The sequence below is a fragment of the Rhodococcus sp. NPDC056960 genome, assembly GCF_042674125.1.
Lineage (GTDB): Bacteria > Actinomycetota > Actinomycetes > Mycobacteriales > Mycobacteriaceae > Rhodococcus_F.
This window is the reverse complement of sequence record NZ_JBHURF010000065.1, coordinates 1-12859: the sequence shown is the minus strand read 5'-3', so window position 1 is coordinate 12859 and position 12859 is coordinate 1. Positions and strand designations below refer to the sequence as shown.

Sequence of the window (12859 nt, the reverse complement as noted above, 5' to 3'; positions counted from 1 at the left end):
AACTGCTACGGGCCATCGTCGACGGCGACGGAGACACCGCCTCCGCCCTCACCCTCGCCCACGTCACCGGCTTCGAGCAAGCCATCCGCGACCTGATCTAGCCGGGGTTCGAGGAAGTAATCGACAGCCTTTGCGAAAGACTTCGTGGTGGACGGTCGAATCCGCCAGTGACGGCGTCTGACCACTTCACTCGGTTGTCGCGCCACGCCCCCCGCTGTACGAATCAAGTTGTCTACGAAGCATTTTGCTGTGCGGGTACAGGATCTGCCAATCGAGCCCACCTCGAAACACCACACCTGATCTTGCTGTGCCGCGATCACCGAAATGCGCGCACGTTCCGCATGGGTGCGCATGGGGTAGATGTACAAGTGATATGCAGTTAATATATAGACTGCATATCATGTTCTGGTGTGCCGGCTCCACCCGCGAGTAGCGCTGGCGTAGCCAGAAACCCACACTCCTGATCAACCTCGACTCGACCGGCGGATTTTCGAGATGAACCTGCGCGACATCAGCAGTAAGGCAGCATGGAGGCGCCGAATCCTCCAGGCGCGTAGACAGCGGACCGACAGCGAAATGCGCCGCGCGAACCAGCGCGTCACCGACCATCTGCGGAAGTTGGTGCAGCCAGGGCAAACAGTGGCCGCCTACGTGCCTCTGGGCACCGAACCCGGCTCGGTGTCGATGCTGGATGCGCTGAAGGACAATGGCGCCCGGGTGCTACTCCCTTTCACCGTCGCGGACAGACCGCTGTCGTGGGCCGCCTACTCCGGCGCCGAAAACTTGACTGCTGCCGCTTTCGGACTGCGTGAACCAACAGGACCGGACCTCGGATCCGATGCACTGTCAGATGCCGCCATGATCATCGTTCCGGCGCTTGCAGTCGATCTGTGGGGGGTCAGATTGGGGCGAGGAGCCGGCTACTACGACCGGAGCCTGGCCGAGGTTGACAATGACATCCCGCTGATCGCTGTTGTCAACGACGATGAGCTGGTCCGCGCACTTCCTGACGATCCCCACGACATCCGGATGACACATGCCCTGACCCCAACGAGTGGTCTTCAGCCGCTCGACTCGGGGCCGATCGCCCCGACGTGCTCATAGACAGGATTGATATGACCTCGGAGACAGATCTCGTCGATTTCGCGATCAAGTGGCGGCACTGGGGTGGCGGCACGGCAGAGGACATCTTCCTCGAGTTCGGGCTGAGCTCGGATCAGTTTTTCAGCCGCCTGGCCACCGCCCTCAGGCCAGATGGCAGGATGTGCCCCGATATTGACCTTGCCCCAGATCTTCTCGCCCAGCTCAGGCGCATCTGTGTTGTTCGGGGAAGTTCGAAGGCGCGGGCTTACCGGCGCCAGTGAGTGTGGATGCACCACTCGAAGATTCCCCGCGATAGCGCCTGCGCTATCCAGAAGACCCCTGCGTGACCACGACAGACAAGGCCTGGCCCTTCTCACTCGTCGTATGACTGCGCGGCCAGGATGGTCCAGCTTGCGGGTGGATAGGACGCAGCGATCTGCTTGTCGGGGGCGAGCACGCGAAGGACTCCGCCATCGAGCACATGCCCGGTAAAACCGGCCGAGTACTCGTCAGTTCTCGTCCCGCACTGGACGGACAGCCGTCTCATCGCAGCACCTTTCAGCTCGACACTCTGCCCAGACGATCGGGGCTCGAAAAATGATGCGGTGCCGCAGAGCGCATCATGGCTGAGGTTCTGCGGCAGCCGAGGACCTTTCAGCTGAAAATCACCGTCCTGTGCCCGTGCAGAAGAATCCGATTCTCGCAGTGCCAGCGAACAGCACGGGACAATGCCAGAGCTTCGGCGTCCTGGCCGACGGTCGCGAGTCGTGCGGGATCGAAGCTGTGATCGATGCGGATCACCTGCTGCTCAATGATGGGGCCCTCGTCCAGATCCGGTGTGACATAGTGAGCGGTCGCCCCGACCTGCTTGACCCCGCGATCGAAGGCCTGGTGATAAGGCTTGGCCCCCTTGAACCCGGGCAGGAACGAGTGATGGATGTTGATCGCACGGCCGTGTAGTTTCCGGCATGCGTCATCGGACAGCACCTGCATATACCGCGCGAGCACGACCAGGTCGGCGCTGTACTCATCTACGAGCTCGAGCAGCTGCGCCTCGGCCTGCGGTTTGGTCGCCGCAGTCACAGGGATGTGAACGAAGGGTAGACCTGCCGCTTCAGCCATCGGGCGCAAGGTTTCGTGATTGGAAACGACGGCAACCAACTCCGCACCGAGATTGCCGGCACGCCAGCGGAAAATGAGGTCGTTCAGGCAATGGCCCATTTTCGAAACCATCACGACCACGCGCGGCACGCTGCAACCGTTGAAGCTGAACGTCATCCCGAACTTCTCAGCGACACTGCGAAACTCAGCTGTCAGACGCTCCACGTCGAGAGTGCCGGCCGAGATGAACGACGTGCGGAGGAAGAATGCACCGTTCTGTGTGTCGTCGAACTGCTGATGTTCGGCGATGTCGCAGTTCTGTTCGAACAAGAAGGAACTGACTGCGTGAACGATTCCGGGTCGCTGGGCGCAACTGAGCGTCAAGGTGAAGGTTTCGGTCATGTGCGTCTCCTCGGTGCTGGACGCTCTCCCTGGCAACGGCGGCGTCGTGAGCGGATATCGGCTGGATGTGTGCGTCGGCAAACCATTCCGTATCCCATGGGATCGGGCAGCTAGAGTGCCAGTTCTAGCGAAGTGATATATCAGATGGTTATTAGTATCACAGGCAGAGGGGGAAGGGTCAAGAGTTGCGAGGGAAACGCTAAGATGACCCGCATGGGGCTGCAGGCGGTAGAAGCGGATGCGAGTGCGATCTCTCTATCGGACCGTGCCTATTCCGCAATCCAGGACAAGTTGATCATGCTCGACATTCGGCCCAACGAGGCAATCGTTGAGGGCGTGCTCGCCGAAGAGCTCGGGGTGGGGCGAACCCCGGTTCGAGAAGCACTCAAGAGGCTCGAGGCGGAGCGGCTGGTCATTTCGTTTCCTCGGAGGGGAACGTACGCCACCGGCGTCGATGTCTCCGACCTCGGTCACATCTGCGAGATCCGAGCTCACCTCGAGCCGGTGGCAGCGCGACGAGCGGCGGAAGCAGCTTCCCCAACTCTTCGGCAGCTGCTTCTCGACATGGCGGACAAGACGGATGAACTCGACGTTGTCGGTATCGAACGGCACGAATTGATGCGGTGGGACCTCACGGTGCATCGGACCATCTATCGGGTCGCACGCAATCCACACCTCGAGGACGTCCTCGTCCGATACGACAATCTGGCGACCCGGATCTTCTGTCTGTTCCTCGAACGGTTGCCATCCGTTCCCCAGCACGTCGGTGAGCACGGGGATCTGCTGCGCGCTATTGCCAACGGTCAAGGTGACCTCGCCGCAGAAATCGCGCGCGAACATGTGATCGGGTTCGAAAAGGCAGTCCGCACAGTCATATAGCGCCCGCGCGCTCTTGCAGACGAACAGGATGGTGGATGATCGGCCTCGCCCTCCCCGACGACGCCGATCACCCACCAAGATCTCAATCGTTGCCGGGCAACCCGACGAGTTTCATGGTCTTCTCCGCACGTCTCCGGGCGCTCTGAGTCGTCGCGGCATCGACGGTGTGGTTGAGCAACAGCGCGGTAGTCACCGGACCGACTCCACCGGGCACCGGGGTCAGCGCGCCGGCGCGCCCTGCCACCGAGGCTGCGTCGACGTCACCGAGTAGTTCGCCGTCGTCGGTGGCGGTTGTGCCGACGTCGATGACTATTGCACCGTCAGCGATGTGTTCCGCGGTAATCAGTCCCGGAATGCCCGCCGCGACAACGACGATGTCCGCTGACCGGACACCGGCGATGAGATCGGCGGTGTGCCGGTGGCACACCGTGACGGTCGCGTCGCGCTGCACGAGCAGATGCGCAGCGGGGATTCCGACGACCGTTGACCGTCCCACAACAGTGGCGGTCTTACCTGGCAGATCGACGTCGTGGAAGTCGAGCAAGGCGAGGACCGCCTGCGCGGTGGCGGGCGCGAACGCCGGCAGGTGCGCGATCAGCCGGCCGAGACTGACCGGGTTGGCACCATCAATATCCTTGTCAGGGGTGATCGCCTCTCGCAGGATATCGAGATCGGTGCCTTTCGGCAGCGGGGTCTGCAGGATGACGCCGTGCACATCCGGGTCATGGCCCAAATCAACCAGGGTGCTATGGATCTGTTCGGTCGTTGCATCCGGGCCGAGATCGACAACATCGCAAAGGATCCCGGTGCGCTTGGCGGCTCCAGCGATGGAGCGCACGTACCAGGCGGTCGACTCGTCGGCAGTAGCCAGAACGACAGCCAGCTTGGGCTGGATTCCCATCTCGGTGAGCGCGGCGGCCGCGACGGACGCATCGTGGCGGATGGTGGCGGCCAGTTCGGAGCCACCCAGGGATCTAGTCATGACTTCAATTGCTTTCTTACTCGGGCAGTCACGGCGTCGGCGCGGTCAGCAAGGACATCGACAGAGTCGGCAACGGCGATGAGGGATTGCCGGATTGCCGGATCGGTGATTCCGGGCAGATTGATCTCGACATTGACCCGAGCCGTTGTGGCTGCGGCTCGGGCCGCCTCCGCGGCCGCCGCAACGTCACTGACGACGTTGCGGTTGCCAACAGGTAGAAGCTCCTCGGCGAACGCGATTACCGCTCCCGCCGCATCGATGACATCCGCCGGAACTTGCGCCGCACTCACCAGCGCCTTCTCGATCGCTGCTGACCGTGCGGCGATCTCCGCGTCAGTACTCTTGGGAAGTTTGTACGTGTCGATTACGGAGCTGAAGGCCGCCATGTCTTCCTCGGCGAGCTCGAGCGCCTTCTCCCGCAGCGTATCCGCACCGGTGCACACACGCTCGACCAGAGCGCTGTGTTCGGCGAACCGATCGCCGGTCGTGTATCGGGCCACCATGGCTACGAGCGCGGCGGCTTGACCGAGATGAAGCGCTGCGGTCGCACCGCCGCCGGGCGCGGGTACTCGGGCAGCGAGCGACTCGAGAAATGCGCTGATCGTGTCGTATCGCATGAGTTTGTTCGTCCTGTCGGTATGGAGGGCTGAGACGAAGCAATGGGCCATCGAGTGACCCAGCAAAGGGTGCTGGCCCCCTGTTGAGCGAGCCAGCACCCCGACAGGTGGAGCTAGGACCGGATCTTCTTCATCTCGGGGTCGACCAGCGGTTCGGCCACAACGGTGGCGGGAATCCGCCGCCCGAAATACTCGATCTCGACGGCGGTGTCGACCGTCGCACTCGCGGGCAACCAGGCGTAGGCGATCGGCGCCCCGACCGTGTGGGCGAACGAGGCACTGGTGACATAGCCCGCAGGCTTGCCGTCGACGAAGACGGGTTCATGGCCGAGCACAACCGACTTGCGGTCATCGATCATCAGGCACGCCAGCCGCCGTGTCACGGTTTCATCGGAGACACCTTCGAGAGCGTCCCGTCCAACGAAATCGCCCTTCTGGGGTCGGACCGCGAAACCGAGACCGGCCTCGTAAGGATTGTGCTCGGTGGTCATGTCGGAGCCCCACGAGCGGTAGCCCTTCTCCATCCGCAGGCTGTTGAACGCGGCCCGGCCCGCGGCAATGACCTCGTACTTCTGCCCCTCCGCCCAGAGCGCATCCCACAGACGCTGCCCATTGTCGGCCGAGGTGTACAGCTCCCAGCCGAGTTCACCGACATAGGAGAGCCGCATCGCAGTGACCGGGACGCCGCCGATGCGGACCTGCTTGGACCGGAAGTACTTGAAGTTCTCGTTCGCGAAGTCGTCCCGGCTGATCGCCTGCACCAGATCGCGGGCGCGGGGGCCCCACAGGCCGATGCAGCAGGTGCCACCGGTGGTGTCCCGGACCTGGACGGTACCGTCGGTGGGCGCCTGGCGGCGGAAGTAGTCGAGATCGAGGTTGCCGTTGGCGCCGACCTGGAAAACGGTGTCGGACAAGCGGGCAACGGTGAGGTCGCTGCGTACCCCGCCGACGTCGTCGAGCGCGAGGGTGTAGGTGACGGATCCTATCGACTTGTCCATCTTGCTGGTGGTCAGGCGCTCGAGCAGGGCAAGGGCGCCGGTACCGGAAATTTCGAGACGCTTCAGTGGTGTCATGTCATACATCGCCACCGAGGTTCGAGTCTTCCACGCCTCAGCCGCGGCGATGGGGGAGTGGAACATCGCCGCCCAGGGCTCACGGGCCGGCGGCTGCCACTCGCTGGGAAGCTGGGCGACCAGGTCAGCGTTCGCTTCGTACCAGTGCGGACGCTCCCAGCCGGCGCCCTCGAGGAATACCGCGCCAAGCTCCTTCTGCCGGGCATGGAACGGGCTGACCCGCACGTCACGCGGCGAAATCTTGGGTTGCAGGGGGTGCATGACGTCGTAGATTTCGACGAAGTTCTGCTGAGACGTCTCGCTGACGTAATCGGGATCGAGCTGGATTTCCTCGAACCGGTGCACGTCACAGCCGTGCAGTTCGACCTCGGAACGACCATCGACGAGCAGCTGCGCGACTGCACGGCCTACACCGGCGGAGTGTGTAACCCACACGGCTTCGGCGATCCAGAACCCGGCGATGTCAGGGGACTCACCGATGAGCGGCCCGCCGTCGGGGGTAAAGGAGAAGACCCCGTTGAAACCGTGCTCGATCTTCGCGGTCTCGAGGCAGGGGAGCAGCAGTTTGGACTGCTCCCACGACGGCGCGAAGTCCTCTTCGGTGAACGCCAGCATCGACGGCATATCGGAATCGGAGATCTTGTCGCTGTCGGTCAGCTCGCGGGTGTTCACCGGCATCGGACGGTGCGCATAGGTGCCGATGCCGAGGCGGTCGACGTGTTCGCGGAAGTAGAGGTCCTGATCCTGGTGCCGCAGGATCGGGAAGCCCGACTCTGCGAGTTCGGTGTTGCGGCCGACGAGTTCGGGGATCTGTCCGGTCTTGGCGTATTGGTGCGCCAAGGGGAGCAGCGGCACGTTCATGCCGATCAACTCGCCGACGTCCGGACCCCAGAAACCGGCACAGGAGACGACGATGTCGGCAGGTACCACGCCGTGATTGGTGGTAACACCGGTGACCTTGCCGCCGGAGTGCTCGATGCCGATCACCTTCGTCGAACCCTGGAACACCGCTCCGCGGGCTTCGGCGCGCCGGGCAAGTGCGACCACGACGCGGGACGCCTTGGCGAGTCCGTCGGTCTCGACGTACAGGCCGCCGAGGACGCGCTTCTCGTCGAGAAGCGGATGCAGTTTCGCACATTCGGCTGGATCGAGGATGCTGCCCTCGATGCCCCACGAGGTCGCCCAGCCCTGCTTGCGGTGCAGGTCCGCGAGTCGCTCCTCAGTGGTGGCGACCTCCAGTCCGCCGAGCTGGTTGAAGCACCACTCGCCGTCGACGTCCAGGCTCATGAACTTCTCGACCGTGTACCGGGCCAATTCAGTCATCGTCTTGGACGCATTGGTCTGGAACACCAGGCCCGGTGCGTGCGACGTGGAGCCGCCGGTCAGTGGCAGAGGCCCCTGGTCGAGGACGGTGATCTTGTCCCAACCTCGAGCGGTGAGCTCGTCAGCCAGGTTCGTGCCGACGATGCCGGCTCCGATGATCACTACGCGCGGTGAACCCATGATGGTCCTTCCTGGAATGGATGTGCGATCGCCTGCTCCCCGCGGATCGCCTCAACACGTGCTGTCGCCTTGAGCCGACAGCCGACGTGCTACGCGTGCCCAGCAGCCGCGGTACAGCGAGGTCGACAACTGATATATCAAGCACTGTAGTGTGTGTCACTCGGGCGGTCAACCCGCCGCGGGGTGCAATCGCGTGAATGAGGGGCGTGCGAGGCGGCCCGCCGCAACTCGGCTGGAAGCGGGCAGCGAAAGCGCTTCCTTTGCCCGGGGCTACTTCGGAAGGTTTGGGGATTCGGGGGAAGCTGCTGGTATTTCTGATGTTTCAGTTACGATCAACTGATATATCAACCCAGAGGGCGTCTCGGCCCTCGTCGAGGAAGGTGCACCATTGAGCTGGAATTCTCGCCTCACCGAACTCGGGTATGTGCTGCCGGAACCCGTCACGCCGCTGGCCGCCTACGTTCCCGCCGTCAGGACGGGGAATCTCGTCTATACGTCAGGGCAACTGCCTCTAGTCGACGGCGTTCTCGAGAGCAAAGGAAAAGTCGGTTCCGACGTGCACCCGGACGATGCGCAGGTCGCCGCCAGGGTGTGTACTTTGAATGCGCTGGCTGCCGTTGACAACCTGGTTGGGATCGACTCGGTCCGCCGGGTGGTGAAGGTTGTCGGCTTCGTTGCCTCGGCAGCGGATTTCACAGGCCAGCCTGCCGTCGTCAACGGTGCCTCGACATTGCTGACAGAAGTGTTCGGTCCTGCGGGGGTCCACGCGCGTTCAGCGGTCGGGGTGGCTGCATTGCCAATTGATGCACCGGTCGAAGTCGAGATCATCGTCGAAATCGAGTGAGACGCGAAGGGATCGGAGCCTGTCAATTCTGCCGATGGAATTGCAGGAAATGCAGGCTCCGAACCCGCATATCCCTACCGATCTCGGTGCTCTTACGGCGATCGGCCTCCGACATCCCTCCCCACACTCCGTATGGTTCCTGCACGGTCAGTGCATGATCTCGGCACCAATCAATGACCGGGCACGCGGCGCAGATATCTTTTGCTGCACGTTCTCGTTCAGCGCGGCGCGGCTTGTTCTCCCCGCTGGGAGAGAAGAAAACGTCCATGCCTTCCGAGCGGCACCGCGCTCGTAGGCGCCAATCCGCCTCGTCCGGAGGTGCGGCGACTGTGGTGAAGTTGTGCAGAGGCATTTTCGGCTCCGTTGTAGTTCGCGCCATGAGAGCGCGGCGGCGCTGCTCCCCAATCGGCGGGTCAGGAGTTGACTTCGCCTGAGGCAAGTGAGCGGGCCGCCGTTGCCGGCGATTTGGCTGACCTATGTTTGGACACTCATGCGAGGTGGCGAATTTGAAAAGTGTTCCTCTGCAGTATATCTCATGAACCTACCGTTTTGATGTCGTCTGCCCGCCTCTCCGGTGCCAATAGTCAGGTTCCGCGCGTATCGGCGTTGGTCGTCCAGGGATTCGTGGAGCGCTATTGCTTGTAAGGCAACACTTACCAGCGGTACCGTAGGTCCGGTTGCGTACATCGCGGCGAATTTTGCGTCGCTCTCATTCAGTAGGGGTACCCCCATGGCGATTGCCGATGTCCAGGAATGCGCACATCTCCCGAAGCCGATATCGAGGCGCTCGGGCAGGAACTCGATGCGATCCGCCGCGGTATCGAGGAATCACGCGGTGAACGCGACGCGCGATACGTGCGAAACGTCATCAGGGTGCAGCGGTCGCTCGAACTCGGCGGTCGCGCGGTGTTGTGCGCGAGCCGAAAGCGCCCGGCGTGACTGCTCGGAGCCGGCATGCTCGGGGTCGCGAAGATCATCGAGAACATGGAGCTCGGCCACAATGTGATGCACGGGCAGTGCGACTGGATGAATGATTCGGAGATCCACTCCACCTCGTGGGAGTGGGACATTCGCGACCCGTCCGCGCACTGGAAGCAGACGCACAACTACCTGCACCACAAGTACACCAACGTCCTCGGCATGGACGACGATGTGGGCTACGGCCTGCTCCGCGTCACCCGTGAGCAGCGGTGGCACCCGTTCAATGCCGGCAATCTGGTCTACAACACGCTGCTGACCCTGTTCTTCCAATGGGGCGCCGCGGTCCAGCGCCTCGAGCTCGGCAAGATGGTCAAGCGGGGTGAGCTCACCGCGGAAACGAAGGAAAACTCCGCGAAGTCGGCACGAAAATGGGCAAGCAGCTGCTCGAGGACTATGTCATCTACCCGGCCCTGACCGGTCCTGCGTGGAAGAGTACGTTCACCGCCAACTTGACGGCCAACGTGATCCGCAACGTGTGGGCCAACGCGATCATCTTCTGCGGGCACTTCCCGGACGGCGCCGAGAAGTTCACGAAGGCCGACATCGACAAGGAGACGCCCGCGCAGTGGTACCTCCGGCAGATGCTCGGTAGCGCGAACATCGAGGGCGGCAGGGTGATGGACTTCATGTCCGGCAACCTGAGCTACCAGATCGAGCATCACCTGTTCCCCGACCTGCCGAGCAACCGCTATGCGGAGATCGCCGTCCGGGTGCGGGAACTGTGCGAGAAGTACGACCTGCCGTATACCACCGGACCGTTCCTGGTGCAGTACGCGAAGTCGTGGCGGACCATCGCCAAATTGTCGCTGCCGAACAAGTACCTCAAGGCAACGGCGGACGACGCGCCGGAGACGGCGTCGGAGCGCAAGTTCGGTGGAAACATCACGGCGACAATCGATCCCGTGACCGGCCGCCGCCAGGGGCTGAAGACGGCAATCTCACGGGGGCCGGGGACGAGGGGGATGCGTGGCTTGTTGAAGCGTTAGGCGGCATCGACGCTCCTCGACAACCGAGCAGTTTCCGATGCCACGCACTGGCTGTGCATGTAGTTCGCCAGCCTATGGGTTGAGCGCCGCTCAACCTACTTGCGCTGGGTGCTCACGTGCTTCGGTTCCAGATGCTCTGTGACCAGCGGGTCTCGGGTGATGTCACGATACAGTGACACACACATGCCGATCATCACGATCGCGAATGGAGCCGCCACGATGATCGTCATCGTCTGCAAACCGTTCAGCGCGTCCGTTCCGCCTGTCCACAGCATCAGCACGGCAATGCCCCCGGTGGCGACACCCCAGAACGCTACGGTCGGGCGGGTCGGTTCCAGCGTTCCTCGTTGGGACAGTGTCCCCATCACTATCGAAGCAGCATCCGCGCCGGAGACGAAGAAGATTGCGACGAGAGCCATCACGAGAAGTGATGAGGCGCCTGCAAGGGGCAGGTGATCGAGCATGCCGAATAGCTGCGATTCCGGAGTGCCGCGGGAGAACAGGTCGGTACCGTCACGTTGTTCGCCGATGGCCGCCCCGCCGAAGATGACGAACCATACGAGGCTCACGGAACTCGGAATAAGGATTACCCCGACGACGAACTGGCGGATCGTCCGGCCCCGGCTGATTCGGGCCAAGAACATACCGACGAACGGGGTCCACGAGATCCACCATGCCCAGTAAAAGATGGTCCAGGAGGAGAGCCAGGTTTCGGTCGCTGCATCACCGGACGCCGCCGAGCGCGCCGACATGCTGGCAATTTGTGCTGCGTAGTCACCCAACGTGGTGGGCAGCAGATTCAAGATGAATATCGTTGGGCCGGCTACGAACACGAAGACAGCGAGTAGAAGAGCAAGCACCATGTTGATGTTCGAGAGCCACTGAATTCCGCGGGAGACCCCGGAAACAGCGGAGGCTACGAAGGCCAGGGTGAGTATTGCGACGATCGAAACGAGTAGGAATGTTCCGGCCTCGCCCATCCATCCGAGAACCTTGATTCCAGAGCCGATTTGGAGTGCTCCGAGTCCAAGCGAAGCGGCTGTACCGAACATGGTGGCGAAAATCGCCAAGATGTCGATTACCTTGCCGATCGGCCCTTCAGCGTGGCGGCCGATGAGCGGAATGAACGACGAGCTGATGAGTTGCTTGCGCCCCATCCGGTACGTGCCGTACGCGATCGACAGACCAACCACTGCGTACATCGACCACGGGTGCAGTCCCCAATGAAATAGTGCGGTCGCCATCGCGGTGCCCACCGTGGAATCGGCGATTCCCGGTGGCGGCTGGACGAAATGTGTCAGCGGTTCCGTCACGCCCCAGAAGATCAAACCGATTCCCATACCGGCGCTGAACATCATCGCAATCCAGCTGACGGTGTTGAACTCTGGTTTCTCCCCGTCCTTACCAAGCGGGATGCGTCCGTATCGGCTGAGGGCCAGCCACAGCGCGAACAGGACGAACCCTGTGGCGGACACAACGAAGAGCCATCCCAGGTTGGTGACCACCCAGTCCAGGAGCGACGACGTCGTGGTCGTCAGGCTCGTCGGCCATAACAGTCCCCACCCCAGGATCGCCACCACGATGACGGTTGTAATGCCGAACACCACTCGATCGGTCTTCTTCTCGGGTACAGCACCCTCTACGCTGTCGACGGCACGGGGATCGGTTTGCCCATCGTCGGTACGAGGGTCGACAACCTCGGAGTGGGATGGTTGATGGGGGATCGCTTCGGTTTCCGTCCCGAGTGGGTTGCCATTTGTTGTCACATCAGTCTCCCTGCAGCGCATCGCTGAGTAGGTTTGTGAACGGAGTCCAGACGGCCCGGCGCGAAGGCGGCCAGTCCCGATTTGTGTTGCTTATTGCGCAACTACGTGTTCCACGGGGAACAACACTGCGGCCAACTGTGATCTATGTCAAGTCAGGTATCCAAAATGGTGTAGATCACTCACCAGTAGGTTTGCGTCCCTTTCGCGGACTCGACACTTCGGGTTCGAGGGCATGAAGAGCCTCCTGCTCGGCCGCGGTCCGCCCCCAGTGCCCCTCGGGGGCAGCATCGTTCGATGACGTGGCGCGAATGCTCGGGCGTGCACTCCCCAGGAATTCGCCCAAGCATTACGCCTGCCGAACGATCTGCCGATGCTTGCCAGTAGGCACCCTTGGTGGGGAGGTGGACGGCGAATCCCCGGGTTGAGTAGCACTGAACAGGCGGGGCTACCGATTCAGTCAGCAAATTGATATATTAGTCTTTGACAAGTTGGTGCGACAGCTGTTCGAGCGGCCATGGCTCGGACCGCTCGAAGAGTAGGAGTACCGTCCCATGCCGCAGCAGGTACGAGGCGTCATCGCCCGATCCAAGGGTGCCCCCGTCGAGATCGCGACGATCACCGTTCCGGATCCCGGTCCGGGTG

Annotated in this window: 11 protein-coding genes and 2 pseudogenes; 6 read left to right on the top strand and 7 right to left on the bottom strand. The window is 62.3% G+C overall.

Translation table 11 applies throughout. The annotated features are described in order from the left end of the window. The 3 genes and pseudogenes from ACFTWF_RS44460 to ACFTWF_RS44450 form a co-directional block, all read left to right on the top strand. Positions 1 to 101 (top strand): annotated as a pseudogene (locus ACFTWF_RS44460) (GntR family transcriptional regulator); the annotation flags it as partial. Between the two features lie 394 nt (positions 102 to 495). Next, complete coding sequence (locus ACFTWF_RS44455) at positions 496 to 1104, top strand: 5-formyltetrahydrofolate cyclo-ligase (protein WP_378467427.1); 609 nt, start codon at positions 496 to 498, stop codon at positions 1102 to 1104. Positions 1105 to 1115: 11 nt separating this feature from the next. Then, entirely contained in the window at positions 1116 to 1364 is a 249-nt protein-coding gene (locus ACFTWF_RS44450) for a hypothetical protein (protein WP_378467426.1), read from the top strand. 92 nt (positions 1365 to 1456) lie between these two features. Here the strand turns inward: ACFTWF_RS44450 and ACFTWF_RS44445 are convergent, their stop codons facing one another. Together ACFTWF_RS44445 and purU are read right to left on the bottom strand one after the other, a co-directional pair. After that, complete coding sequence (locus tag ACFTWF_RS44445) at positions 1457 to 1630, bottom strand: hypothetical protein (protein WP_378467425.1); 174 nt, start codon at positions 1628 to 1630, stop codon at positions 1457 to 1459. 107 nt (positions 1631 to 1737) lie between these two features. After that, positions 1738 to 2586 (bottom strand): formyltetrahydrofolate deformylase, encoded by an 849-nt coding sequence (gene purU / locus ACFTWF_RS44440; RefSeq protein WP_378467424.1) that lies wholly within the window; start codon positions 2584 to 2586, stop codon positions 1738 to 1740. 204 nt (positions 2587 to 2790) lie between these two features. On the opposite strand from purU, the gene ACFTWF_RS44435 reads away from it, so the two are divergent. Beyond that, positions 2791 to 3465: a GntR family transcriptional regulator gene (locus ACFTWF_RS44435; protein WP_378467429.1), complete on the top strand. Its 675-nt coding sequence runs from the start codon at positions 2791 to 2793 to the stop codon at positions 3463 to 3465. 82 nt (positions 3466 to 3547) lie between these two features. On the opposite strand, the gene ACFTWF_RS44430 is transcribed toward ACFTWF_RS44435, so the two are convergent. From ACFTWF_RS44430 to ACFTWF_RS44420, 3 genes are all read right to left on the bottom strand, one after another. Next, positions 3548 to 4447: a bifunctional 5,10-methylenetetrahydrofolate dehydrogenase/5,10-methenyltetrahydrofolate cyclohydrolase gene (locus tag ACFTWF_RS44430; protein WP_378467423.1), complete on the bottom strand. Its 900-nt coding sequence runs from the start codon at positions 4445 to 4447 to the stop codon at positions 3548 to 3550. Further along, positions 4444 to 5064, bottom strand: coding sequence for a cyclodeaminase/cyclohydrolase family protein (locus ACFTWF_RS44425; protein ID WP_378467422.1), 621 nt, complete (start codon positions 5062 to 5064; stop codon positions 4444 to 4446). The genes ACFTWF_RS44430 and ACFTWF_RS44425 overlap by 4 nt, the downstream gene beginning before the upstream one ends. A gap of 113 nt (positions 5065 to 5177) precedes the next feature. Then, complete coding sequence (locus ACFTWF_RS44420) at positions 5178 to 7640, bottom strand: FAD-dependent oxidoreductase (protein ID WP_378467421.1); 2463 nt, start codon at positions 7638 to 7640, stop codon at positions 5178 to 5180. Between the two features lie 388 nt (positions 7641 to 8028). Here ACFTWF_RS44420 and ACFTWF_RS44415 point away from each other — a divergent pair, with 388 nt between their 5' ends. After that, entirely contained in the window at positions 8029 to 8484 is a 456-nt protein-coding gene (locus tag ACFTWF_RS44415; protein WP_378467420.1) for a RidA family protein, read from the top strand. A 22-nt stretch (positions 8485 to 8506) separates the two neighbouring features. Here the strand turns inward: ACFTWF_RS44415 and ACFTWF_RS44410 are convergent, their stop codons facing one another. Continuing rightward, a complete protein-coding gene (locus tag ACFTWF_RS44410) occupies positions 8507 to 8836 on the bottom strand; it encodes a WhiB family transcriptional regulator (RefSeq protein ID WP_378467419.1) in 330 nt (109 codons plus the stop codon). A 378-nt stretch (positions 8837 to 9214) separates the two neighbouring features. Here ACFTWF_RS44410 and ACFTWF_RS44405 point away from each other — a divergent pair. Next, positions 9215 to 10451: pseudogene (locus tag ACFTWF_RS44405) on the top strand (fatty acid desaturase family protein). A gap of 95 nt (positions 10452 to 10546) precedes the next feature. On the opposite strand, the gene ACFTWF_RS44400 reads toward ACFTWF_RS44405, so the two are convergent. Further along, complete coding sequence (locus ACFTWF_RS44400) at positions 10547 to 12055, bottom strand: BCCT family transporter (RefSeq protein ID WP_378467428.1); 1509 nt, start codon at positions 12053 to 12055, stop codon at positions 10547 to 10549. Positions 12056 to 12859: the final 804 nt, after the last annotated feature.

Bases quoted from the DNA above. Each gene is read 5' to 3' on its own strand.
- ACFTWF_RS44455 (WP_378467427.1), top strand. From the start codon at position 496: ATGAACCTGCGCGACATCAGCAGTAAGGCAGCATGGAGGCGCCGAATC.
- ACFTWF_RS44450 (WP_378467426.1), top strand. From the start codon at position 1,116: ATGACCTCGGAGACAGATCTCGTCGATTTCGCGATCAAGTGGCGGCAC.
- ACFTWF_RS44445 (WP_378467425.1), bottom strand. From the start codon at position 1,630: ATGAGACGGCTGTCCGTCCAGTGCGGGACGAGAACTGACGAGTACTCG.
- purU (WP_378467424.1), bottom strand. From the start codon at position 2,586: ATGACCGAAACCTTCACCTTGACGCTCAGTTGCGCCCAGCGACCCGGA.
- ACFTWF_RS44435 (WP_378467429.1), top strand. From the start codon at position 2,791: ATGACCCGCATGGGGCTGCAGGCGGTAGAAGCGGATGCGAGTGCGATC.
- ACFTWF_RS44430 (WP_378467423.1), bottom strand. From the start codon at position 4,447: ATGACTAGATCCCTGGGTGGCTCCGAACTGGCCGCCACCATCCGCCAC.
- ACFTWF_RS44425 (WP_378467422.1), bottom strand. From the start codon at position 5,064: ATGCGATACGACACGATCAGCGCATTTCTCGAGTCGCTCGCTGCCCGA.
- ACFTWF_RS44420 (WP_378467421.1), bottom strand. From the start codon at position 7,640: ATGGGTTCACCGCGCGTAGTGATCATCGGAGCCGGCATCGTCGGCACG.
- ACFTWF_RS44410 (WP_378467419.1), bottom strand. From the start codon at position 8,836: ATGCCTCTGCACAACTTCACCACAGTCGCCGCACCTCCGGACGAGGCG.